The organism is Bacillus sp. 220_BSPC, assembly GCF_001054655.1.
GTDB classification, from domain to species: domain Bacteria; phylum Bacillota; class Bacilli; order Bacillales; family DSM-1321; genus Peribacillus; species Peribacillus frigoritolerans.
Genome location: NZ_JVPL01000200.1, coordinates 1 through 23,874 on the forward strand (window position 1 = coordinate 1; position 23,874 = coordinate 23,874).

Annotated in this window: 25 protein-coding genes; 1 reads left to right on the forward strand and 24 read right to left on the reverse strand. The window is 42.2% G+C overall.

All coding sequences use genetic code 11. The annotated features are described in order from the left end of the window. Nucleotides 1-368 precede the first annotated feature (368 nt). The 11 genes from ADA55_RS27985 to ADA55_RS15570 form a co-directional block, all read right to left on the reverse strand. Complete coding sequence (locus ADA55_RS27985) at nt 369-2,249, reverse strand: immunoglobulin-like domain-containing protein (RefSeq protein WP_065421164.1); 1,881 nt, start codon at nt 2,247-2,249, stop codon at nt 369-371. 179 nt (nt 2,250-2,428) lie between these two features. Next, nucleotides 2,429-2,842, reverse strand: a complete 414-nt coding sequence (locus ADA55_RS15530; protein WP_048685557.1) for a DUF4064 domain-containing protein — start codon at nt 2,840-2,842, stop codon at nt 2,429-2,431. Between the two features lie 142 nt (nt 2,843-2,984). Further along, a complete protein-coding gene (locus ADA55_RS29430; RefSeq protein ID WP_153246136.1) occupies nt 2,985-3,158 on the reverse strand; it encodes a hypothetical protein in 174 nt (57 codons plus the stop codon). Between the two features lie 185 nt (nt 3,159-3,343). Next, nucleotides 3,344-4,789: a uroporphyrinogen-III C-methyltransferase gene (gene cobA, locus ADA55_RS15535; RefSeq protein ID WP_048685560.1), complete on the reverse strand. Its 1,446-nt coding sequence runs from the start codon at nt 4,787-4,789 to the stop codon at nt 3,344-3,346. A 13-nt stretch (nt 4,790-4,802) separates the two neighbouring features. After that, the gene (locus ADA55_RS15540) at nt 4,803-5,618 is read right to left on the reverse strand and encodes a uroporphyrinogen-III synthase (RefSeq protein ID WP_048685564.1); all 816 of its coding nucleotides are present in this window, start codon (nt 5,616-5,618) and stop codon (nt 4,803-4,805) included. A 398-nt stretch (nt 5,619-6,016) separates the two neighbouring features. Beyond that, entirely contained in the window at nt 6,017-6,298 is a 282-nt protein-coding gene (locus ADA55_RS15545) for a hypothetical protein (RefSeq protein ID WP_048685565.1), read from the reverse strand. A gap of 133 nt (nt 6,299-6,431) precedes the next feature. Then, on the reverse strand, nt 6,432-7,142 hold the full coding sequence (locus ADA55_RS15550; RefSeq protein ID WP_048685567.1) for a DsbA family oxidoreductase: 711 nt from the start codon (nt 7,140-7,142) through the stop codon (nt 6,432-6,434). A gap of 74 nt (nt 7,143-7,216) precedes the next feature. Further along, complete coding sequence (locus ADA55_RS15555) at nt 7,217-7,672, reverse strand: RrF2 family transcriptional regulator (RefSeq protein ID WP_048685569.1); 456 nt, start codon at nt 7,670-7,672, stop codon at nt 7,217-7,219. A 194-nt stretch (nt 7,673-7,866) separates the two neighbouring features. Then, nucleotides 7,867-8,631: a TIGR03943 family putative permease subunit gene (locus ADA55_RS15560; RefSeq protein WP_048685571.1), complete on the reverse strand. Its 765-nt coding sequence runs from the start codon at nt 8,629-8,631 to the stop codon at nt 7,867-7,869. After that, nucleotides 8,631-9,641 (reverse strand): permease, encoded by a 1,011-nt coding sequence (locus tag ADA55_RS15565; RefSeq protein ID WP_048685573.1) that lies wholly within the window; start codon nt 9,639-9,641, stop codon nt 8,631-8,633. The genes ADA55_RS15560 and ADA55_RS15565 overlap by 1 nt, the downstream gene beginning before the upstream one ends. A gap of 118 nt (nt 9,642-9,759) precedes the next feature. After that, nucleotides 9,760-10,428, reverse strand: coding sequence for a YdeI/OmpD-associated family protein (locus ADA55_RS15570; RefSeq protein ID WP_048685575.1), 669 nt, complete (start codon nt 10,426-10,428; stop codon nt 9,760-9,762). Nucleotides 10,429-11,051: 623 nt separating this feature from the next. Between ADA55_RS15570 and ADA55_RS15575 the strand changes: the two genes are divergently transcribed. Further along, nucleotides 11,052-11,555: a DinB family protein gene (locus ADA55_RS15575; RefSeq protein WP_048685577.1), complete on the forward strand. Its 504-nt coding sequence runs from the start codon at nt 11,052-11,054 to the stop codon at nt 11,553-11,555. A gap of 171 nt (nt 11,556-11,726) precedes the next feature. Here ADA55_RS15575 and ADA55_RS15580 read toward each other — a convergent pair whose 3' ends face one another. From ADA55_RS15580 to ADA55_RS15640, 13 genes are all read right to left on the reverse strand, one after another. After that, complete coding sequence (locus ADA55_RS15580; protein ID WP_095393523.1) at nt 11,727-12,539, reverse strand: PhnE/PtxC family ABC transporter permease; 813 nt, start codon at nt 12,537-12,539, stop codon at nt 11,727-11,729. A 59-nt stretch (nt 12,540-12,598) separates the two neighbouring features. Then, on the reverse strand, nt 12,599-13,384 hold the full coding sequence (locus ADA55_RS15585; protein ID WP_048685583.1) for a PhnE/PtxC family ABC transporter permease: 786 nt from the start codon (nt 13,382-13,384) through the stop codon (nt 12,599-12,601). Next, nucleotides 13,374-14,162 (reverse strand): phosphonate ABC transporter ATP-binding protein, encoded by a 789-nt coding sequence (phnC, locus tag ADA55_RS15590; protein ID WP_048685586.1) that lies wholly within the window; start codon nt 14,160-14,162, stop codon nt 13,374-13,376. Before phnC ends, ADA55_RS15585 begins: the two co-directional genes overlap by 11 nt. Before the next feature lie 27 nt (nt 14,163-14,189). Beyond that, nucleotides 14,190-15,224 carry a phosphate/phosphite/phosphonate ABC transporter substrate-binding protein gene (phnD, locus tag ADA55_RS15595; protein WP_048685588.1) on the reverse strand — a complete coding sequence of 345 codons (1,035 nt, stop codon included), beginning with the start codon at nt 15,222-15,224 and terminating at the stop codon, nt 14,190-14,192. 127 nt (nt 15,225-15,351) lie between these two features. Continuing rightward, nucleotides 15,352-16,065: a phosphonate C-P lyase system protein PhnL gene (locus ADA55_RS15600; protein ID WP_048685591.1), complete on the reverse strand. Its 714-nt coding sequence runs from the start codon at nt 16,063-16,065 to the stop codon at nt 15,352-15,354. Between the two features lie 22 nt (nt 16,066-16,087). Then, a complete protein-coding gene (gene phnM, locus ADA55_RS15605; protein ID WP_048685594.1) occupies nt 16,088-17,266 on the reverse strand; it encodes a phosphonate metabolism protein PhnM in 1,179 nt (392 codons plus the stop codon). 32 nt (nt 17,267-17,298) lie between these two features. Continuing rightward, a complete protein-coding gene (locus tag ADA55_RS15610) occupies nt 17,299-18,144 on the reverse strand; it encodes an ATP-binding cassette domain-containing protein (RefSeq protein ID WP_048685596.1) in 846 nt (281 codons plus the stop codon). Continuing rightward, nucleotides 18,145-18,999 carry an alpha-D-ribose 1-methylphosphonate 5-phosphate C-P-lyase PhnJ gene (locus ADA55_RS15615; RefSeq protein WP_048685597.1) on the reverse strand — a complete coding sequence of 285 codons (855 nt, stop codon included), beginning with the start codon at nt 18,997-18,999 and terminating at the stop codon, nt 18,145-18,147. Further along, nucleotides 18,992-20,128, reverse strand: coding sequence for a carbon-phosphorus lyase complex subunit PhnI (locus ADA55_RS15620; protein WP_048685599.1), 1,137 nt, complete (start codon nt 20,126-20,128; stop codon nt 18,992-18,994). The genes ADA55_RS15615 and ADA55_RS15620 overlap by 8 nt, the downstream gene beginning before the upstream one ends. Continuing rightward, nucleotides 20,110-20,727: a phosphonate C-P lyase system protein PhnH gene (gene phnH / locus ADA55_RS15625; protein ID WP_048685600.1), complete on the reverse strand. Its 618-nt coding sequence runs from the start codon at nt 20,725-20,727 to the stop codon at nt 20,110-20,112. The genes ADA55_RS15620 and phnH overlap by 19 nt, the downstream gene beginning before the upstream one ends. A 14-nt stretch (nt 20,728-20,741) precedes the next feature. Then, entirely contained in the window at nt 20,742-21,167 is a 426-nt protein-coding gene (phnG, locus tag ADA55_RS15630) for a phosphonate C-P lyase system protein PhnG (protein ID WP_048685602.1), read from the reverse strand. 280 nt (nt 21,168-21,447) lie between these two features. Next, nucleotides 21,448-22,149 carry a GntR family transcriptional regulator gene (locus ADA55_RS15635; RefSeq protein ID WP_048685604.1) on the reverse strand — a complete coding sequence of 234 codons (702 nt, stop codon included), beginning with the start codon at nt 22,147-22,149 and terminating at the stop codon, nt 21,448-21,450. Nucleotides 22,150-22,373: 224 nt separating this feature from the next. Then, nucleotides 22,374-23,258 (reverse strand): PHP domain-containing protein, encoded by an 885-nt coding sequence (locus tag ADA55_RS15640; RefSeq protein WP_048685606.1) that lies wholly within the window; start codon nt 23,256-23,258, stop codon nt 22,374-22,376. Nucleotides 23,259-23,874: the final 616 nt, after the last annotated feature.

Consider the following 23,874-nt stretch of genomic DNA (forward strand, 5'->3'; position numbering starts at 1 on the left):
CTTTTCCCGCAGGAGTCTCGTACCTTCCGTTCCAATCAACTTTGTTTTAATTTTAGATAGAACACTTTTGCCTAGACCATTTTTGTTTTAAAATAGAAGTATTCAAACTTGAGGTGATGAGGATGCTTCTAAACATGTTTCTATTCAGCGAGATCACTTGAAATGATTACTTTAGATCAATTGGTGCCACCGAACCATTTGGTAAATGGAGGCTACCATTAATTTAAAGAAGATTGCCAATTGGACATGGAAGGTCCAAAAATGGCCTAACATAGTGGGCTCGTAGAGTCCCAATCTCTTAACTTTAGGTGAAAATTCAAAGGAATTTCAAAAGGGGTTCCCCTATTCAGGGAATCCTTTTTGGCCTTCTATTTAACGGTGATTTTCCTTTTTACTTCCGCCTTGTTCTTCGATTTATCCGTAACTGTGTAAGTCAGTGTATAGGTGCCTTTTTTCTTCGTATTCACAGTCCCTGTTATTTTGATCTTACTTGTTAAGCTTCCATCAAGATTATCTTTTGCGGATACACCTGATTTAGGATTGAATGTCGAGTTATAGGCAATGGTTTTGCTCTTGGCACCGGAAATGACCGGCTTTGTGCTGTCTACCGTGATCTTTCTTGTGACTGTCGCCGTATTTTTCGATGAATCAGTGGTTGTATACTTTAATGTATACGTACCTTTTTTCTTTGTATTCACCGTACCTGTCACCTTTATTTTACTTGTCATGTTGCCATCCAGGTTATCTTTCGCAGATACGCCCGATTTAGGGCTGAATGTCGAATAATAGCCAACGGTTTTACTATTGGTTCCCGAGATGACTGGCTTGGTGCCATCTATCGTGATCTTTCTTGTGACCGTCGCCGCATTTTTCGATGAATCTGTGACCGTATACTTCAATGTATAGGTCCCCTTTTTCTTCGTATTGACTGTACCCGTCACTTTGATTTTACTAGTCAAATTTCCATCGGCATTATCCTTCGCACTCACGTTTGTTTTTGGATTGAATGAAGAATTAAGTTTGATGGTTTTGTTCCCGGCACCTGATATCACAGGCTTGACTTGATCATAAACGGTTATTTTCCTTGTGACCTTGGAAACATTCCCAGCTTTGTCAGCTACCGTATAAGTCAAATTATAGGTGCCCACTTTCTTGGTATCGACCTTACCTTCAACTCGGATGACATTCGTTAGGTCACCATCTTTATCATCCTTCGCCTTTACGCCGGTTTTAGGATTGAAAGTTGAGTTGAATGGAATCGATTTACCGGCAGTCCCTGAAATCACAGGCTTATTCGTATCCTTGACAATCGATGGCCGATTGGAGATGTAAGCTGATGAAACATACCCCTTAATACTTTTGTCTGCCGTTTGTACGGGGTAAAAGACAAATTTATTTCCCTTAGATTCGTGATAGTCAAAATTCCCAGTGATGATCAAGCTTGTATTTGGCGGCACACGTACTGCACCTTCGGTATTGTTTATTTCTTTCCTGATATTCGCGCTTGAAGATGTCACCACTTTGTCTCCTGCCCTGAACCAATAAACTGAATCATGCGTTTGATCTGTCAGTGTGTATTCAAGATTTTTAAAGATGATATTTTCAGTGCTATTCCGATCATATTGAAAGTCCGATGTTTTGAATGGATATTTTGCCAGTTTTGTAACAGTTAAATAACTTTGTCCTTCTATCTCAGCAAAAACTTCCTCTTGGTAGGCATTTGCATTTCTTTGTCCGTTTTCCTGGTAAAGTGGACTGTTCACCGGTTTTGTCCCATTGTATGCCATTACAGGGAAATACCAATTTTCGATGACCCTGCGTCCTGCACCTTTGATCTTGGGCAAATCCCTTCTTGAATACATGCCACTCAGGACCTCGACGCCTGCCCCGATATTGTAGACTATATCATTTCCCAGCTTTTTCTGGTCATACCCACTTTTATTGGTAAGCTGCATTAGACCGATGCCGCCATCGTCGGATATAATCGGTTTACCATCCTCATTAAATTGCCTCCAATCCCCGTTTTCCTGCGTAGCCACCGCTTTTACCACTTCAGGGGGGATTTCAGCCTCTATTGCCGCATTCGTCAGTAAGCAGTTAATCTGCTTATGGGAAGGATTTTCATTGGGTTGAATCTCACCGAATGATGAACACGCATTGGTTATTCCAGACTCCGCAAAAGCCTGTCCATTGTACAAACCGAGTGTTAAACAGGTCAGTGCCCCAATCTTCATTAAAGGTATCTTCATCGATCGAACTCCAGTCTATTTATATTTAAATCTATAATAATAGTAACATGATAGACTGGTGATTGCAGGTATAATAAGGTATTTCCCCCTTAAATATCCTTACAGCATAAAAGGAGCTTACCCGCATTATCGGGAAAGCTCCTTTGTTTTCAAATCACAAAACTATGTATGATGCCGGATCATTCGATCACTTCCACCGTTTCCTTCGGCTTCCTTACAAGGCACATGATACCCGGTATGATGAAGAAGATAAGCGGCCAAACATGAAAAATCGTCAGAATGCCCGTAATGATCAATAAGATTCCGGCTCCCTTCGCCTTGCCGCCCTTTAATAGAAAGATAGCGATCAAACCGCCTGCCAAGGCAATGAACAGCGATATGATCCCAGCCCATAATAAGCCCATGAAAAATTTGACTGACATATCTATCTCAGATGAGGAAAACTCCTGAGAATCTGTCATTAATGAGTTGTCCACCATTTCTTTCAAATCGATACTGTTGAGATAGACGGCCGATATGATCGTCACGATTAAAAAAATCGCGGCGATACTCACACCTATGATACTTAATACGTATTCCCATGTCCGTTTCATTTACTTCGCCTCCCTGGAAAAGTCACGTATATATAATACCCAATCTGTGAAGGAATAAAAGACTTTTATTCCTTACTCCTCAAAGTTGAGTGTCCATTTGGTGAATTCGTCCAAATACGTTTAACGCTCCCCTGCCTCGCCTTCATTCATCCTTCTTTTTCAATCGTTCATGTAATTCATCTCTTTTATTTTCCAGGTTATTCATTTTTGTCATATGCTTTATAAAGAAACGGACCGCCTTCACAACCATAAAGAATAACAGAACAAGTAGGGCAAGGTAGAATAATTGCCATAAAATATCACCAATATTAAACATGAAGTCACCTCCTGTCCTTGAATGAATTCCGGCCAATAAAAGCAGTAAGTGAGGGCTTTTCGTACTCCGTGATGTCCCGTAATTAAATGATAACACGATTGGCCCCAACACTGAACGCCAACAATATTAATAGAAGGTGAATAACGACGCCCTCCAAAGGAAATAGACTCTGTTTTTAGCAGAGCCTAACAAACATTCCTATTCACAATCAAATCCACCAATTGTTCGACAGACGGTTCTTTCGGCATCATATCAGATGTAAATCCATAGTCTTGAAGTCTATTGCCGGTACTTTCCCCGATCACCCCGATGGAGGCTTGTTTTAGCAGCGCTTCAACATCCACGTCTGCCTTGTTCCCATATTGCATCAGCATATCGACTGAATGCCGATTCGAAAATAGTACTGTTCCTACAGCTTTCCCATCCAGCATTCTCGGAAAGATTTCAAGGAATCTTTCATCGACAAATTTAGCGATTGATTGAATATAGTCTCCGTCCCCATGTGCCGGATCTCTAAGATCTCTATTTCGATCCCCAACAACTAACAATGTTCCGGTATCCGGCATCCCGGATTTGAGCTCGGCCGTCAGACCCCGTTGCTGTAAAGCCTTTTTCGATTTCCTTGATAACACATATAGTTTTGAAGAAATCCGACGGAAATCAATAGCATGTTCAGTGAGTGAATCCAAGAATCCATGGACACTTTCAGGCGAGGTGAAGAGAATTCGATCATACGAAAGAAAAGCGAGCAGCTGACTTTCTTCTATTTTCACTTTTGCCGCATTCCATTTAGGAAACTCGATGACTTCGCCGCCAAGTTCATACAGGGCTTCCGCCAAGGCACTCTTTGCCGTCCCCGTCCGGGCCACTAAAAACCGTTGTCCATAAAGCGGCTTCTTTTCGAACCATTGCAGTTTTCCCCTTAGTGAAATGATATCCCCGACCAAGGTGATTGCAGGATTGCCAAGCGACCTTCCACTTACCCGTTCGACGATATCATCCAAGGTCCCCTCGACACTTTCCTGTCTTCCATAAGTGCCCCATTGAATGACGAGTGCCGGTGTATTCCCCGGCTTTCCATGATTGATCAAATTTTCGCGGATAGACGGAAGGTTGGCCACACCCATATAAAAGGCAACCGTATCTATACTCACAAGCCCATTCCAATCTATATCCTTCTTCGTTTGGTCATGGCCCGTCACCATCGCAAAGGAACGTCCGTAATCCCGGTGTGTGACGGGGACTCCTGCGTACATGGATGCAGCAATGCTGGACGTAACCCCCGGAATGACTTCGAATGGGATTCCCTCATCTTTCAACGATTCCGCTTCCTCCCCGACTCTTCCAAAAACGGCAGGATCACCGCCTTTCAAACGGACGACCCGATGCCCTTCCAGTGCTTTGGAAACAAGCAGCTCATTGATTTCCCCTTGGCTGATGCCAGTAGCATAAGGTGTCTTGCCACAATATATCAATTCACAATCGAAGGCAGCAGCCTCCAACAGTTTGGGATTTAGCAACCTATCATATAAAATGACATCCGCTTTTTCAATCGCTTTTTGGCCTTTTACGGTAATCAGGCCTTCATCACCCGGACCTGCACCAACAAAATAAACCTTGCCCTTGGTCATGCCGCACTCACCCCTATCTGCTTGCCATTCCCTGATAATATTTCACCAGCTCCACCATCGCACTGCCCATCCGTTGATCTTCAGGATATATAACCCGCTCAATCCCTTCATCGATCACCACCTGCGCCGTTACCTTTCCGACCGCAAGAGCAATTACATCTGATGCAAACAGGCCGACTATCTTATCCTCCACGCCTTGTTCACGGACAAATCTCATTAAATTTCGCGGCTGGGGTGCACTCGTGAACACAACCGAATCGATTTTGCCTTCAAGGATTTCTTGGATCAGCTGCTGCATCGTTTCTTTTTCAGGCGCTATATGTTCATATGGCAGGATTTCTTTATGTTCCACTTTTTGTTCATCCAGCCAATTCATCAAAAGAGGCGCCGGATCGCCGTGAAGCTGCAAAGCGACCTTTACACCTCCAGGCAGATGGCCTTCCAGATTGCGAACAAGCCCTGCCGTACTGCCATCATCATCACGGATTAATGGCTGCAGGCCAAGCTTTTTCAGCATATTAACCGTTTTATAGCCCCTAGCTGCAATTTTCATAGACTGCAAAGCCTCTATGAAACGATCTCCCGCTTCCATCTTCACTGCCGTTTTATATAATAATTCCGTCCCCACTCCCGTCGTGAGAATGATCCAATCGAACTCCCCTGCCATCAACCGGGTGACATCCTCTTCCAAATGGGAATCATCAAGGAAAACGGTCCCCTGTGCCGGGCGAACAAGCGGGACTCCCCCAAGATTTTGAACGATTTTACTAAGTTCTTCCGTCTTCCGCGCCCCCAATAAAGCAACGGTCCTGCCATCAAGCTTACTCATCCATGCCCCTCCTATATGTACATTCAATTAAATCCATCTCACCCATTATACAAATTTTCAGTCTTTGAAACTATAAAAAACGGATTCCATATCAAAAACAACGCTTTTTCTTTCTTTTATCTTATATAAATTCAGTGGAAAGATGAATTAGCTGCATTTTGCTTTTCATAAGTCCCGCCCTCATGAGTTTGGAGCAAATACTCGTGAGTTTTGGGCTTTTACTCATGAGTTTGGAACAAATACTCGTGAGTTTCGGGCTTTTACTCGTGAGTTTCGAGTAAATACTCGTAAGTTTCCAAAAAAGCAAAACATGGCCTGCTTCAATTCCCTATCTTATCTTTTCAGTCAATACAAAAAAGCTGCCATCAGGACAGCGATTTTCACGATTTAACCTTTTGTTAATTCTTATTTATCGCCCTTTGGGCAATATGCTCCTGTTCTTTTTTTACAAAAACATCATATTGAGTGGTTTCATGGCGATTCTGAAAGTTTTCAGTGCCTAAATTCATAGGAGTCTTCGTTTTGAATGGTATCCCTTCCCTTTCCAATTTCGCAACCACCTTATAATAATTTTCATTCCCGAATGCTGTATGAATACATGTCCAATATTTATAGGAAATTAGTTTGGCAATTACTGCACATGCAATCACGAAGACTAGTATTCCAATCATTATATACATCTTTTAACTCCCTTTCATTTCGGACTTTTTTTGGAAAAGCCATCCTGTACACTATATTCATTGCCATACATGACATTTCCTTTTTAAGTAAAAAGAAGGAGACCCCAGTTTCGGGTCTCCTTCTTCATATCTTCTATTTTTCCTTTACGTTACAAGAACCGTCCGTACAAGCGTCGCCTGTTGCTGGATCATTCACGATCGTAAGCGGATTTTCCTCAGCCCATACTTTTTTTAGCGTATCGAGGAATGCTTCCGTTGGCTGGGCGCCGGAGATTCCATATTTGCGATTAATGACGAAGAATGGGACACCTGTAATTCCAAGCAGGCTTCCTTCTTGCTCATTTCCCCTAACCTCTGCCGTGAATGCCGTTCCTGCCAACATGGACTCCGTCTCGGACTTTTCAAGGCCAACCTCTTCAGCCAAACTTGCCAATGTAGCATGATCGCCAATATGTTTGCCTTCCGTAAAGTAAGCTTTAAATAGTCGTTCATTCATTTCTTTCTCTTTACCTTTTGATTCAGCAAAGTGCATCAAGCGGTGGGCATCGAACGAATTCGTTAAGACCACTTTGTCCAAATGATAATCGAGTCCCAATTCTTTAGCCTGTTGAGTCAGGTTTTGGCTGTTCGCTTCCACCTGCGCTTGAGACATGCCGTATTTCTTGGCCAGCATTTCATTTTGAGTCATATTGATATCCCGCTCAGCCTCTGGGTTCAACTCAAAACTGCGAAATGAGACCTCTACCTGATCTTTATTTTCAAACTGCATTAAAGCCTCTTCGAATCGACGCTTACCTATATAACAGAACGGACATTGATAATCCGACCAAATTTCCACCTTCATGTAAATACCTCCTCATTTTAAATGCAATCGCATTAAGCACATTATATAATCCTGGGTATCCTCTTGCAAGGATATTAGCCCAGACACTCATTTTCAAAATTGGTGAAGTCGACTTTTTTCATGAATTCCTCCAATGTATAGCCCTTTAGCAGGCGCAATGTTTCCTTTTCGGCTTCGTTCATGATTTCCTCCAAAGCCGTATCCAGCTGTTTCCCAACCTCTCCGCATTCGCTCGTTTCCATACAAACAAGACATTCCGGCCGTACCGCTTGATACACATCCGCCAAAGTAAGCTGAGAGGCAGGCACCTTCAAACTATAACCGCCTTCCCGTCCTTCCTTTGTTTCGACGATCCCCGCAGCTGCAAGCTGTGCCATCACCCTTCTTAAAAAAGTGGCGTGTGACTTCACCTTTAAGGCGATTGCCGAACTTGTCAGGAGCTTTTCGCTTTGTGCGAGCCAAACCAAAGAGTGAACGGCAATGGCAAACCGCGGCGGTCCAATTTGATTGTTTCGATTACTTGAAGACAAGATTATCCCCCCTTACACTCTTATCCATGGTAAGGCCATTATACTATGTTACGTGCTCCCGAACAAATGCCGCCGTTTCCCGATTTTTTCGACTGCAGCGCACGATTTTACGTCCGTTTCCGGGTTCCGCTAAATAATATCCCCCTTTCGGCACCGAAACCCGGCAAAATATTCTTTTGCCGGGTTTTCCAATCCTACTGAATGATTTGTACATTTTCATATAAATAAGCTTCTTCCGGTGCCTTTATTTTCTTCGAATCTTTTAAATCGATCACCGGTACGGGTTCCCCTTTATAGCTTCCTTTTTTTAATGTCCCTGTAATCGTATACCAATCATTCGTCTTCATTCCTTCCACATTCCCGTTGACCATATATCCGTATAACGTCGCATCGACCACACAGCAGGACATGGAGAGGCGGGAGATGGCCATTTGTTTTTTCGTAAATGTATCCTCACGGTATATGAATCCCGAAATCTCTATTTCCTTCCCCTCGATCGTATCGAGGTTGTTCAGTAAATCATCCAGTACTTCAAAATAATTATCATCGTTTACGGAGATTTTCTCCCCATTCGCATGTTTCCCTGAATCATATGAACTTACCATCTGTGCCTGCTGCTTCGCCATCCCCCTTTTCGCCAGCACTTCCCCGCTTAATGTAAAGTCGGTCAGGATGAAGCCCAGCAGAATCGGAAGGAAGAACAAACTATATTTCAGGACCAGTGCGGAGGAGGAAGACTCCCCATTCGATCCGCAATCACAATGTTGTTCACCCTGTTTTTGTTTTTTCATTCGGAGAAGGCTGATCACTAAAAAAGCAAAAAGTGCCGCCAATGCATATGGGACCATCTTTGGTGCAATCAATTTCGTTAAATATCCTGAAACATACAATTTAAAGATCATGAGGCCCAATCCCAGCAGCAGCAACCCTTCAAGTCTTTGGATAAAAAAACGTTTCATCAGAAGCCCCCCTTACTGATCAATCCGCCTGCAATCAGGCATAGGCTGAAGACGACTGCGAAAATAAGCAGGACATACGTGACGACGAAGCTCCGTTTAAAACAGGACATCATGATCAAAACATTTTTCAGATCCAGCATGGGACCAAATACAAGGAATCCCAGTATGGAGCCTGGCAGAAAACTATGGGAAAAGGAGGCCGCTACGAATGCATCAGCTGATGAACAGAGTGAAAGCACAAACGCAATTCCCATCATCAACGCCGTGCCTTTTATTGGCGCCTGACCAATATCGGCCATTACGGACCGATCCATGAACACCTGAAATAGACTGGCAAACAAGGCCCCGATGATAAAGTATCTGCCGACCATAAAAAACTCCTGCGAAGTATGATCAATGAAGCTTGTCCATTTACTGGACTGAATATCATGTTCATGCCCTTGTACCAGTTCCACCTTGTCCTCTTTCACCACATCTTTTGTGCTGAATATATGAATGAATAAACCTGCGATTATGGCCGTCAGGACACAAAGGATGATTCTTCCATATAGAATGGACGGATTATTTTGGAACGCATAATAAGTTGAGCCAAACACGATGACATTCAATATTGGGGCTGTTACGAGCAAGACCACACCTGCATGGACCGGGACACCCTTTTGAATCAATCTCCGGACGACCGGGATGATTGCACATTCGCAAACCGGAATGATCAGCGCAGCCGCTATCGCGGCAAAAATGGCCGTCAGGGGTCTTTTGGGTATCATCCGCTGAATGATTTCTTCACTGATGAACAACTGGATGAATGATGAAGCAATGGCCCCGAGGAACAGGAAAGGAATCGATTCTAAAAACAATCCCAAAAACACGACGAACACAGAGTGAAGCATCGGGTAGTCGGAGAAATCAATCGCTTTGGGAATGAACACATCGCCTAGAAAAAAGAATGCCAGCAGCAAAAACAGCAGAATCAATAACAGCAAATTTCCCGTGTAGCGTTTCAAAAGCATATTTAACCACCTCACAAATCATAATTATTACGATTTAAGTTTGGATTCGGTCTAGTATATGCTTTTGATAGGGTGAACAGAACAGAAAAAAAAAGAGAATGGAAGACATTCCCCACCCTCATTTATTCCTTCGATATAGATCCCTGCTCTTGTAACCTTCTCCTAAAATCGTTTTCATTTCCTGGCGCCGTTTCACTTGTGTCGCCTCTTGTTTTGCACTATACACGTAACGGGCCCAATCCTTGCGATACCCTGGCGTAAGTGATTGATAGAACGCAAGCAAATCAGGGGAGTCCTGCAAATCTTTCTCAATTTCAGAAATCATGCCGATATAATCATCTACTGATTGGCTTGCTTTGGTAGATGGACGGTTTCTATTGTTTGAGTCTTCTTTCAGTCCGACTACCGTAAAGACATCATCCAACCCAACCATACGCGCAAACTTCAGGTCACTCGAGCCAACATAGCCTTCATCATCCGCACCAAGGCCCTGCATCAGATCATCACGATGAATATATGTAGCATATTCTTTATTCCCCTTCTTGGGGTACGCCAAAAAAATATAGCCGTTTTTACTTAAATGATTTTTCTCAATCACCTTATCCACGATTCTCTTTAAAGAATCCATATCCAATACAAAGGCAAATATAAGATCATAGGCACTTTCATTAAGCTTTGTATCGTAATCCGGCAGCTCTGCTAAATAATCCGCCCCGGCTGGCTGATTCAGGACTGCCACCCGTTCATATTTATGTAAATTCAGTTTTTCAACTATTGTTTTAGCCATTGCATTCACCACCTAGTTGATTTTTTCTACCTTCAGTTTATAAGCTTCCCATTGCGTTAGCAACTTTTCTCTAGATAGTATAAAAAGTCGATGTGGAAAACTTCCGTCTCTTTTCATATAATCATTTCTAGGAAAATATTAACTGTGCTATAATTCAGATATAATAAATTCCAATGTCCAGCTTCTTTAGATTCTTTTCCCTTTGAATGCCAGCTTCATTTTTCGGTTCATTAGCGGAGGTCCTAGGCGCAACATTCTAAGTAGGCATAAACTCAACTTTTTTGCATAGGCATGATAGGGTATCAAAGCTCCAGAAAAAATGTAGTCCCTGGAAATACAGAACTGACTTCAGCTCTGCATTTCTTCCTCAAAATTACGAATACCAATGAAACATCTCTTATCGTTGTACTATAAGAGATATCTTTTTACACTCTTCATTAAATAGAAACCATGCTTCAAAACATAGTGTCACACTCCTTCAATCATCATGAATCCACTTTAAATCAGGTGTATTTTCCGTAGTTTTTATGCATTCTTTATGCAATCAGATATCCCTTTGTTTTTTCCTAGATCAAAAAATTCAGTGATGCTTTCATATGAAGTGTCACAAAAGGGGAGTTCTCATGAATTATATCGAGTATGATTTGCTATTTGAATCAAGAAAACAGTTAATTGAGGAAATTACGGGGTTGGATGAAAAAACGCTCCACCATAAGCCTGTGCCTGAAGTATGGAACATCGCCCAAATTTGCCATCATTTATATCTTACGGAGCAGGTTTTTACCGAAGTTATAGCAAATGGCATTCGGGAAAGGGATTTTAATAATATCATTCAAAAAAACATTTACTTCGTTACTGATAGAACAAGGAAATTCTCATCCCCTGAGGCCATTTCACCCTCTTCAGCCCCATTTCAATTATCGAGCCTCATGGATTTGCTGGCAGAATCAAGGGATCGATTATTACAGGTTCTTTATGATATGGATTCAGATATCCTGTTAAATAGAAAGAAAGCCAAGCATCCCCTGTTCGGGGACCTCTCATTGGATCAATGGATTGAGTTATTATCCTTACATGAACAAAGGCATATCAAACAGATTCAAGAAATAAAGACCGCCCTTATATAAGCCTTTCATGACAAATTAGATAATCAGCCGGAGACTTTTCAAACAAAACAAAGAGACCACGTCATTTTGTGGTCTTTTTTCATGCATGCTATGAAACGATCGTGACTGTCGGGGGCTGCACCAAGTTGATAGATTGGCAGAGCCCCTATTTCCCTAACCAGCATTCTAGTATCAAGATGATACTTTTAGTTTCCTTTTGATTTGTGTTGCGAAGATTTCAAGACAGATTGCGATGATCAGGATAAAATAAGTGATTGCTCCAATTTCACTCAAGTCAAAGTAAAATCCACTTGCCATGAACATATCGAAGCCGATTCCTCCTGCTCCTGCCGCTGCGCCCATTGCGACCGCCACTGCAAAATTGATTTCAAAGCGCATGAAGGTCCACGAAATGATATAAGTGATCGAAGATGGAATGATGACTTGGAACACGATCTGCCACCAATTCGCTCCGCTTGCTTGCAGGGCCTCTATAGCTCCTTTATCAATTTCCTCGAAGGATTCCGAGTAGGCCTTCACAAGGTAACTTATGGAGTGAAACGTCATCCCTATAACGGCCGCTACACTGCCCAGCCCTGCTGCGACTGCAAAAATGAGGACCCATAACACGGTAGGAACGGCTCTAATCAGGGCAACCGATCCCTTTATGATAATCGATAATGGCTTGGACGAGATATTTCCAGCCGCTAAAAGCCCCAACATCAGGGCAATGATCGCACCAAATATTGTTGTCAAGAAGGCTAAACCTAATGTAATCGACACCTGATAAAGCGCTTGTGAAAAGGTAAAGTGCTTCAGATGCGGTTCAAAAAACATGGTCTTCAAATTGTCGGCGGTCAATGACAGCGCGTCCCACAGTTTAACATCCTTATAATCAAAACTGGCAAAAGCGTATATGGTCAAAACTGCCAGTACCAGCATACTCAACCTAATCGCGATTGAAGATTTCGAGAAGGGCTTTTTCGATAATCGTTCAAGTAGCATTTTATCTAAATCCTGGCCAGTAGGAGCAGGAAATGGTTTGATTGGACCTTCTGCCTGCATTATAAAATCACCCTCCTCACATAATTTGAGATCAATTCAATAGATAATATCGAAATGATGATCGTAATGACGACAAGGCTGGCAATGTCATAACTCAAGTTTTTATAGTACAGATTAAACGTAAAACCAATGCCCGATCCTGTAAGCAGCCCGACCAATGTTGCATTCCTGATATTCGTTTCAATCATAAAAAGTACCCAGCTGATCATTTGCGGAATGGTCGAAGGAATAACAGACTGCGAAATGACGGTTAGATAACTTGCGCCGGTTGTCTGCAAAGCTTCTACAGAGCTTGAACTCACTTCATCAATCGTTTCAATAAAAGCTCTTGTTAAAAAACCGAAAGATCCGAAAAACAAGGCAAAATAACCAGTCAAGGAACTTTGTCCAAATGAGAATAGCAGAACCAATGCCCATATTGAGACATCAATATTTCTAAATAAAACGGCTATCCCACGGCTAAAACCTCCGAAAAATGCATTCACCCTTGTCGTATTGGAACCCAATATCGCAAATACAAAGGCCAATATTCCCGCTAATGTGGTTGCAGCAACGGATATCAAAAGTGTTTCTTTCAGCTTTACCAAAATGTCTGGGAGTTTGGCAAGGGAATCCTTTGTTGGATAGAAATTCGATAACGACCATTGTATGGCCTTAGGAACCGAAGTAACCCCTTTTGCGATGCTGAATTCTGTAATGATGATGGAAATTGCCGTCGCAGCCCCAATAAGCAAAAACAATAGTAGTGAATTTCTTCTCTTTTTTGCAAAAACATCAGCCGGCATGGGAACCTCCCAAATCAAAAATCAACTTTCCTTCATCTGATCCATAGATCTGATGGATATCATTTGAAGTTATATTTTGAGTTGTGCCATTGAAAACAACCTTGCCGCTATTCACACCGATGATTCGATCCGAATACTTAAGGGCAACATCGACTTGATGCAGGTTGACTACTACCGTGATTCCCATGGAAGTGCAGATATCCCTTAAATGGTCCATGATCACTTTGGAAGAATTCGGATCAAGAGAGGCAATCGGTTCATCGCATAATAGCAATTTAGGATTTTGGATAAGCGCCCGTGCAATGCCAACCCGTTGCTTCTGTCCTCCGCTCAACTGATCGGACCTTTTATAGATTAGATCTTCAAGACCGAGAATTTGGAGCAATTTAGCAGCCTGAAGTTTCTCCTCTTCACTATAAAGCCCAAGGATTCCAGCCAATGTAGATTTATAGCCTAATCGCCCATGCAGGGTATTTTCAATCACACTTAATCTATTTACAAGATTGTAATGTTGAAAAACCATCCCTATTTTCCTGCGTACTTTCTTTAACTCCCTTTTATTCACCTTGTATACATGATCATTATCAAAAATGATTTCTCCGCTAGAAGCATCGATCATCCTGTTGATGCATCGAAGGAGAGTTGATTTCCCTGCTCCGGATGGCCCTATGATCGAAACGAACTCTCCTTCTTTCACAGTGAAGTCAATATTGGATAACGCCTTTGTACCATTTCCAAAATGTTTTGAGACATTTTTCACTTCCAATAATGTTTTCATGTATGATCCCCCTACAAATTACTGCCTTTATTTAGATAATTCCCGAATTGGATTGAACCAGTCATCCTCGACTTCTACCAATCTTTCTTTTCCGCTCACCCGTTTAAATAGACCTGATAACTTAGAATCTTCCGGTACAAAAACTTTTTCGTTAGTGGCTATTTCATCAGACATCAACGTTTCAAGAATTTTTTCACGTGTTTCCTCACTGACTAATTCGGTGTTAACAACGAAAGGTGCATTCAAAACTGGAGTCACTGAAATGAGTGAGAATGTCTTACCCACAACTGTGTTGAAGGGTTCAGCTGCATCCTTCTTTACCTTATACACAGCACCTGCTTTATTCTCTTCCCCATCAGCCAGCTCCACATAATTATTGACACATGTATCACAAAAAGCTGCCACTTCCGCTTTCCCTGTCAAAAGATTTACAGCCGAACCTTGGTGTGAACCGCCATAAAGCACTTCACTGAAGAATTTATCCTTCCCGCCTTCCAATAAATCCTCGGCCTTTAATTCCTTGAATTTATCTTGCTGTGAAAAATAATCAACGATTCCCGTGGAAGGAACTTTGAAGCCGGATGTAGAGCTATTTGATACGAAAGAGAACTTTTTCCCTTGGATACCGTCTATTTTGTATTCGCCGTTCATTTTATAGTCATCTGCATTTTGGACAGCCAGCCAGCTATTATAGACTGCATCATCCAACGTACCTGATTCACCGCTTGGAACAACCAGGGGTTGAACACTATCGTTTTTGTTGTTTGCTTCAATATATCCTTGTGCACCCAGGAATGCTAAATCTGCGTTTCCATTAGCAATGGCCTCGATTGCAATGTTATAATCCGTAGTTGTCTTATGCTCGACTTTCTTTCCTGTGGCATCTTCCAAGATCTTCCCGATTTCATCGCGGGCTTCCCCTAAATCTTCCCCGGATTCATTTGGCAGCCATGCTACGGTCAATGTATCATCTTCATTTGCACCTGTTGAACTACTAGAAGAACAGCCTGTGAACACCAGTAAAATAACTAACATCAATATGGACATCATCGATTTTTTCACGTTAAATCTCCCCTCCAATTAAAAGATCATTTCTCATTACAGCCACTTCACATATAACCATACCGGTACAATACTAACCTGCCGTTAAGGGGGCTGAATATTCAGTAAAGTTTATGTGAATTCATCGTTAAATTTTTTGAATAGCTTGAGTAAAACAGCCATTCTGCATGCTATATTCTCTAGTTACTAACCGATTCATGAACTCCAAGTCATGAAAAATGCCCAGCATTGTCGTTCCTTCATTCATTAGCTGTTCCAGCAGGGTTTTCACCTTCACTTTAGAATCGTGATCCAAACTTGCTGTCGGTTCATCCAACAGGAGGAGCCGCGGCCTTTTCACCATTGCTCTTGCAATATTTAACCTTAGCTTCTCTCCTCCTGAAAAAGTAGCAGGGTAACTGTCCCATAGCTCTTTTCCTATTTCAAAGTGGCCGAGGATTTTTTCTGTTTCGATATTGGCCATTTCCCTTGTTTGTCCCATTTCAAGGATGGCCCCAGTAACGAGCTGCCTTGCTGTCGTTCTTGGCATGACATTTAAAAATTGGGATACAAAGCCTATCTCATGCTTACGGAGGTAAATCATTTCCCTTTCTGTTGCTTTTGCTAGATTAATCGCACCAAAGCGGGAAGAGTCATACCAGATGTCTCCTTCTTGAACCCGATAAGTACCATAAATCGATTTTAGGATCGTTGATTTTCCGCTGCCGCTCTTGCCTATAATGCCAATGAATTCGCCTTTTTTCACGGTGATCGTAATATTGCTGACCGCATGGATATTCTTGCGTTGATTATGTAAAATAAAAGACTTGGATAAATCATTGATCTCCAATATGTTCTCCACTTTGCCACCCGCTTTCTAGAATTTATATCCTGTAATTCGTTTTTTGAATCAATTTCCCATCTACAATCACAGTTGTTATTACAGGGAAATCACCAGAAATTTTTTCAATAATAAGTATGTCAGCCTTTTTCCCTTCACGAATCGATCCAATTTCGCCCTCCATCTTGACTGCCTTTGCGGGATTAATCGTAACCAGCTTGAACATATCGACAAGATCCATCCCATGGTTTTCGACTAATTCAAACATTGAATGGAGAAGGGCTGAAGGGTAATAATCACTGCATAATATGTCTATGCTTCCATCCTGAATGGCTTCAGAGGCACTTAAGTTCCCGCTGTGAGAACCTCCCAAAAGCACATTTGGTGCACCGGCTATAGTATACATCCCCATATCATGGGCCTTACGGGCAATCTCAAGCGTGATTGGAAATTCACTTATACTCGTTCCAAAGCTGTGAACCAATTCAAGCTTCTCTATTGAATCATCATCATGTGAGGCAACGGCAATATTGTTTTCTCTTGCCAGCAGTGCGATCTCCTTCATTCTTTCAATCGTCAGCTTTTCTTTCACTTGATGAGTCCGGATCATGACATCAATGGCTTCATCACTATAATCGTTATACCCTCTTAAAGTGTTTCGATAAATCTCTAGATGCCGATACTGTCCTTGTCCTGGAGTGTGGTCCATGAATGAGACCAGATGCACTTTCTTTTCCAAAACATATTCTCTTAGACTATCGATATCATCCAAATTATCGATTTCATAACGTGCATGAAACCGGTGACGCACTAGGTGCTTCATCCTATGTGTTTGATCGATCAAATCAATAAGCTTTCTTACATTCTCCGGCTCCCGAATGGGCTTATATGCGTATTCAGTGGATTTATAGAGCGATAGAGAGTGAAACATGGTCGTAATCCCATGCGTAATCAATTCCTTTTCCGTTTCTCTTAAGCTCAAATTAAAATTCATTAAAGAAGTCGGGCGCGGCGCAGTCATATGTTCAATATAATCTGAATGGAGATCAATGAAACCTGGTGAAACATATCCGCCCATAGCGTCCAGCACTTCCATCCCAGGACTTCTCTCGATTTCTCCCACAGGTGCAATCCGGCAAATTCTATCATCCTTAATTAAGAGATCATGGTCCATCAGGATCGAGTCTTCCGTTATTATTTTTCCATTTTTAATCAGCAACAATGTCTCTTCCCCCATTTTCGGTTTAGTTTCTTTTACAGCAGCGAGTGTACTAATTGCTGGGTATAAGGATGCTGTGGATCTTCGAGTATTTGATCTGTTAAACCTCGCTCGATTATTTTACCCTCCAGCATAACGAGAGTACGGTCTGCAAGCATTCGGATTACACCCAAATCATGGGATACCAATACCATGCTAATATTCAAATCTCTTTGGAGGCCTTTAATTAAATCCAATACACTTGCTTGAACTGATAAATCTAAACCCGTGGTGACTTCATCCAAAAGCAGTATGGGAGGATTGTTGGACAATGCTTTGGCTATCTGGACCCTTTGCTGCATTCCCCCTGAGAAATTCCTTGGTTCTTCTGTCATTCGATGAATCGGAATATTGACTGCTTCAAGGAGTTCGGCGCCTCTTGATTCCATGCTGCCAACATGTCTGTTCCCGGCTGATATCAACTTTTCGGCAATATTGCCGATCGAGGAAAAATCCATTTTCAACCCTAGAATCGGGTTTTGATAAACCTTCCCCATCAGGTGGTTTCGAACGTATCTTTTCTTCTGGGCAGACTCCATGAAAACATTCTTTTTTCCTTCCTCAAAGCCAGCTACATACAGTTCTCCATCGGTCACTTCTTCATCAAAATACAAACTTTTCATTAAAGTGGATTTGCCGCTGCCGCTTTCCCCTACAATTCCAAGAACTTCACCGTGATACAAATCGAATGTCAGATCTCTGCAGGCATAAACCGTCCCGCATTCGTGACAATAGTTTTTCGTCACTTTTCCTGATTTCATATGTTTGCATGCCGAACATCCGTTACCATACTGTTTGCTCATTTGTTTAACTGATAATACGGGAACCTCAAGCACAGACATTTAATTCACTCCCAATGATTGTTTTTGATTGACCATTTCAAGGCAATTGCTTGTATCATTGCATTGGAAATACGTTTCCCCTGATTCCTCATCAACAAGTTCATCCAAAAACACATCATTGGAACCGCAGAGAATGCAAGAATGATTTGCAAAGGACTCGATTTCAAATTCATAATCATCAAATGCCAAAGATGATACATTTGTATATGGGGGTACTGCATATACCTTTTTCTCCCTGCCTGCACCTAACAAAATGAGTGCTTCATTACCGTCCAGTTTGGCATTATCAAATCTTGGTATCGGGCTTGGTGCCATGACATACCTGTCGTGAACCATCACCGGATGGTCTGCATCCGTCGCCATTATTCCGTACTTCATAATTTGTTCAAATAACATAAGCCATGCTCCGCTATACTCTCTCTCAGCATGCAGCTTTTTCGTTTCATGTTCGCTCGGCTCGAAATTCCTTAAAGGTTCCGGTAACGGAACTTGAAGAATTAATATCTGGTCCCGATGCAGCGGCACTTCCGGCACCCTGTGTCTTGACTGGATTAAAGAGGCTTCTTTTGTACAATCCGTTGTCCTCACCCCAGTGGTATCAGACACGAGTTTTTTTATGTTAACGGCATTAACGGATTCATCCGAGCCTTGGTCGATCACCTTAAGGACGTCATCCTTTCCGATCAATGACAATGTCAACTGCAGGCCGCCTGTGCCCCAACCTCGTCCAATCGGCATTTCCCTTGAAGCGAATGGGACTTGATAACCGGGAATGGCAATCGCCTTCAGTGTTGCCCTTCTAATTTCCCGTTTCGACCCTTCATCAAAGAATGCAAAATTATAAGTCTTATTCATGCAATCCAACCTCCTGCTCTGTGGTCTTATCTTTTGACTTCCGAATGCTATCAAGCTTGGATTGGAACGTAACGTAATGAGGCATCTTCAAATGGGAGATGAAACCCGTCGATTCAACTGAATCTATATGATAAAGAACGAATTCCTCGTTGTGACTTGGAAACTCCTTGTTGGGTTTTTCCAAGCAATTATCCAAGATGCCCATAGCGATTGCTTTCGTTTCATTTTGTCCCATGCACATGCCATAGCCGACTTCAAACTCTATTTCTTTTTTGCCTTGTTCTTTTTCTACCGTAAGCGGAATGAGCATCTCTGCCTCAGTTGCTGTGAAGTCCCCAATATAATAGCTATCTTCCTCTTGCCCTTCGTCCAGCAGCGGGTGATCGAGATGGACGGGCAGCTGGCCTACACGCAGCTCCCCTACTGTCGGGTGCAGTGCACCATATCCACGGATGACTGCATAAGCAAGCGATGTAACTGCGCCGGTTTGGCCCCTTGTTAAAATTTGCAGGCGTTCACTCCGCATTGAAGGAAACTCCAGACTTTTCCTTGTCACATCCCCAGGCTGCAAATCATTGTTCTCACAGCTTGCTAATAAGCCTTCTCTTCTTAAGTAGTCCAAAACTTTAGGCAGGGAGTTTAAATCAGCACTATCATTTTGATTTTCTGTTGAATGATCTTCCTCTTGAAAAGCCCGTAACCAATCTTGAATGCTTATATCCGATTCATTTTCCAGCTCCGAATCTAGTAACCGATGTGTATAATCGGTCGTGGCACCTAAAATCTGTCCGCCAGGCACATCCTTAAAACTAGCTGAAATCCGCCGTTCGACTTTCATATTTTCAGAACTGATCACCCGTGAAACATGTTTTCGCGGCAAAGTGGATCGATAGGCTCTCAAGAGGAAAACAGCTTCTTCCGGATTGCCTTCAGCCTGTTTAATGGCAAGTGCAGCCAGTGATTGATCATACAAACTGCTTTCTGACATAACCTGATCAATCAATCCTCTCATCCCGGCTTCTATCTTATGCAGTTCTATGGCCGTCCCTTTTTTGACCCGTTCATACTTTAAGCGTTTGATGGATTCCTCAATCGCCTTTGTTCCGCCCTTTACTGCAACATATCCCATAAAATCCCACCCCCATTTTCTCTAATTTGAGTCGTTCTCGGCAAAGCTATTAAACGATCTTGTTGATCAACAAAATACATATCGATTCCTAACGGGAATTCCATGTTTTTTTCGTTCCTTGCAGCCAGCCAGGCGGAGACATTCGGGAGACTTAAGAATGATTCGTCTTGAATTCCCGGTCCTGAAAGGATCATTGAGTCCCCTTTCGTAACATCCGGTACTTCTAGAATGATCATCGCCGATTCATGAGGGTTCAAAAGATTTCCTACCTTTGCTTTATTCAAGGCTTCCTTCATTTGCTCCTCGGAGGCATCATGTAAAATAAAGATAAAATCCGCTTCCGGCAAATCAACAGGCTTTGAATAAGTAAGCTGATTGATCATTCTTGACACGGCCTCCTCCGCCTTTGAAATGACCTTAAATGACACTTCAGGGTCGAGTACCGTTCGTGCAAGCAGGATGGTCGAAGATAAGCATTCCATTTGAACATCCAACGTCCTGGCCTCCCTATCCAAAACCACTAAAGTTCCAGGTCTTGAAGTCGCCGTTACAAGCTTTCTATAAACAGTTTGTATATCATGAACTACATCCAAATTCATTGCTTTCCCCCCTCTTATTGAACATCCATTGTTTCGAAGTTAACCTTGGTTCTTAAGATCGATCGATTAAACTCTTGAAGATTTTTCTGTATAATCTTCTTCTCATTTTCTAAAACATGTGACCATGACCTTGTTTCGCCAAGATCAGCCTCATAAGCGGCATCAATGATCGCTAAACTATGTGCCAGTTCTTCCCGCTGTCCCTTAACGATACCAATCCCGATTGAATCCTGGATTTGGACGGTGCATTCTGTCACCAGCATTTCCCCTAGATAAAACAAGCTCTTTTTTGCCGTTTCCCTTGTCTTTAGCAACACAAGGGCACTCTCTGGCTTTTGAATGACGGTAACTTTATATTTCATGGCTATTTCCTTGGCAAATTCCTTCGCAATGTCCTCAGAGCCTTGAATCAAAATCTCGGTTCTTTCCCTTCTTCTCATTCCATTGGCCTCCAATGTTTTAGTTTCAAGCTAACATCTTCAATGTATCTTGTTGCCAAGTGAACGTACGTTAAGAAAGAGTAAATCTTTGTATGAAATTTGTTAAAGCCGGGCCTGCACTATTCAAATTTCGTGCTTTAATCGTGAATTCGGAGCATTTACTCGTGAGTTCCGTACCTTTACTCGTGAATTCGGGGCATTTACTCGTGAGTTTCGTACTTTTACTCGTGAATTCAAGGCATTTACTAGTGAATTCGATCGATATCTGGAATGGAAGTTTTTATATAACATATGTGAAACAATCGCTCCGATAGATTATGACCGTGTGCTCAAGGACTTGATTACTCCGCTTATCCCGGCATAATGATTCCACTTCCAAAAGTGGAATCAAACTTGAACACTGCAAAATATCCCGTTCGAAAAGAGTGGGAAAAATCACATTCAGTTTGCTCCTGCTGGATCCGAACTCTACAAAGCCACGCTGCCGATAATATTGAAACATGGAGGTTATATCCGGACCGTCCTTTTCTATTTCAGGAAATGTTGATTTTGCTACAAAAGATGTATGGAGAGCAATCGGGAAATCGTCCATTAACCTAAGCCTGCCAATTTTAAAGACCTTATCATCACTTTCCACCTCAAGGCTTCGAAAAATCTTCTGATCATAAGAAATTTCTTCGCAAAAAATAGTACTCGTTTGAAAGGAAAACTGGAATTCCTTCATTTTCTCGGTGAAACTGACATCTCCGGATAGAATTAACGGAATTTGTTTCTTGGTTTCCTGGACATAACTTCCCTTACCTTGCTTCGAATAGATAAAGCCTAAATCTTGAAGCTGCTCATATGCTTTCCTGACAACCATTCTTGGTACATTAAATTGATCGGCGAGTATATGCTCTGAAGGTAACTTTTTATCCAATTGAAAGGTCCCACTCTTAATTTCAGATATCAAATGATCCACTAAAAAGTTTTTTTCCGCCAACAAAAATCCCCCTTTACATATAATTTCCTTGTTACTGTCAGTGTAATGAGAAAATATGAAGCTATCATGATTTTCTTGTAAAAAAAAAAGTCCTGGTCAATTACCAGAACGAAAGGAAGCACTTATTTTATCGATCTTTTTCCATACAATCCCCTGCATGTTCATTCTTTCAAATTCCTAATCCAGCATGTAAGCATGCCGCTCTCACAGCAAAATTCCTGGTTTCATAGATCGATATTTTTCAATACCACATCATTAATGGCCATGCTTTTTTTCCTTAATTTCAAAGCATTCACACATTCCGTTCCAGGGCTCATACTGCCAAGCCGAATCGGCTTTTCCCCATAATCCCCATGAAAATCGGAACCTCCTGTTTTAATGAGATTATATTGATCTGCATATGAAATCGCTCTTTCCTCTTCTGCATGACCATGATGCGGGTGAAGAACTTCAATCCCTTCAAGCCCTGCTTTTACAAGATCAGGGATAATTTCGAAGCTCCCGTATTGTCCAGGATGAGCAAGGACCGGGACGCCTCCGGCAGCACGAATCGCCTTCACAGCCAGTATGGCATCCACATACTCCATAGGAATAAAGGCAATGCCCGGCTCTTCCCCATTTAGGCCGCGGCTGAAGATTTTCCTATACAAATCTCCATAGATAGAATCCGTATACCCCGACTCCCGAAGTGCCAGCATAATATGCTGTTTATAAACACCGGTTCCTCCCCTGAATTTAGATACCTGATCCCAAGTTATTCGATATCCTGCATGAATCAGCCGTTCCACCATTTTTTCAGAGGCTGCATTCCTCTTTTCAATCAGTGGATTACATAAATCCTCAAGGGCCTTATGACCAGGCTCAACAAAATAGCCCAAAATATGTACACGCCTTCCTCTTGCAAAGTCATAACCGGAAACTTCGATACCAGGGATGATTTCAATTCCTATTTCCTTACCCCGTTCCACCATCTCTTGCAATCTCATTGTTGTATCGTGATTCGTAATCGCTAAATGGCCAATGCTCTCCCTTTTTGCAACCTCCAATAATTCTTCAAAAGAACTGGAACCATCTGAAACGTTCGTATGACAATGCAATTCAACCTTCATGCCAATCCCCCCATTCTTATTCGTTACCCATTTTCATTTTAACTTAGTGCCATGTCGGTCAACGTTAAGATGATGTAAAAAAACGTAAAGGTGTAAAAGTCGTCCTGATTGGTGAAAATACTTAAGTATTTCAGACTGTAGACAAAAAAATACCAGTTGATTTCAGAACCCGCTCCCTTTCCGCCGACTGCCTCCCAAGCCACATCAAAGCAAACGCCTATGGGGTCTCGGCCAGCCAGTTATTCGGCAGAGTGTCGCAAATTTTTCCATCCATTAAGGAGTACAGAAAAAAAAACATGAAGGATAAACTTAATTAGGATTCGGAATAAGACGAGCCAGCAGTTTTTTCTTTTAAAAACTCCAGTTGATTTCAGAAACCCGCTCCCTTTCCGCCGACTGTCTGCCAAGCCTCCTCGACGCAAGCGTCTGTGGGGTCTCGGCCAGCCAGTTATTCGGCAGGAGTGTCGCACATTTCTTCCATCCATTAAGGAGTACAGGAAAAAAACATGAAGGATAAACTAGTCTTAAATGGGTTCGGAATAAGACGAGCCAACAGTTTTTTCTTTTAAAACACAAAGTTGATTGGAACGGAAGGTACGAGACTCCTGCGGGAAAA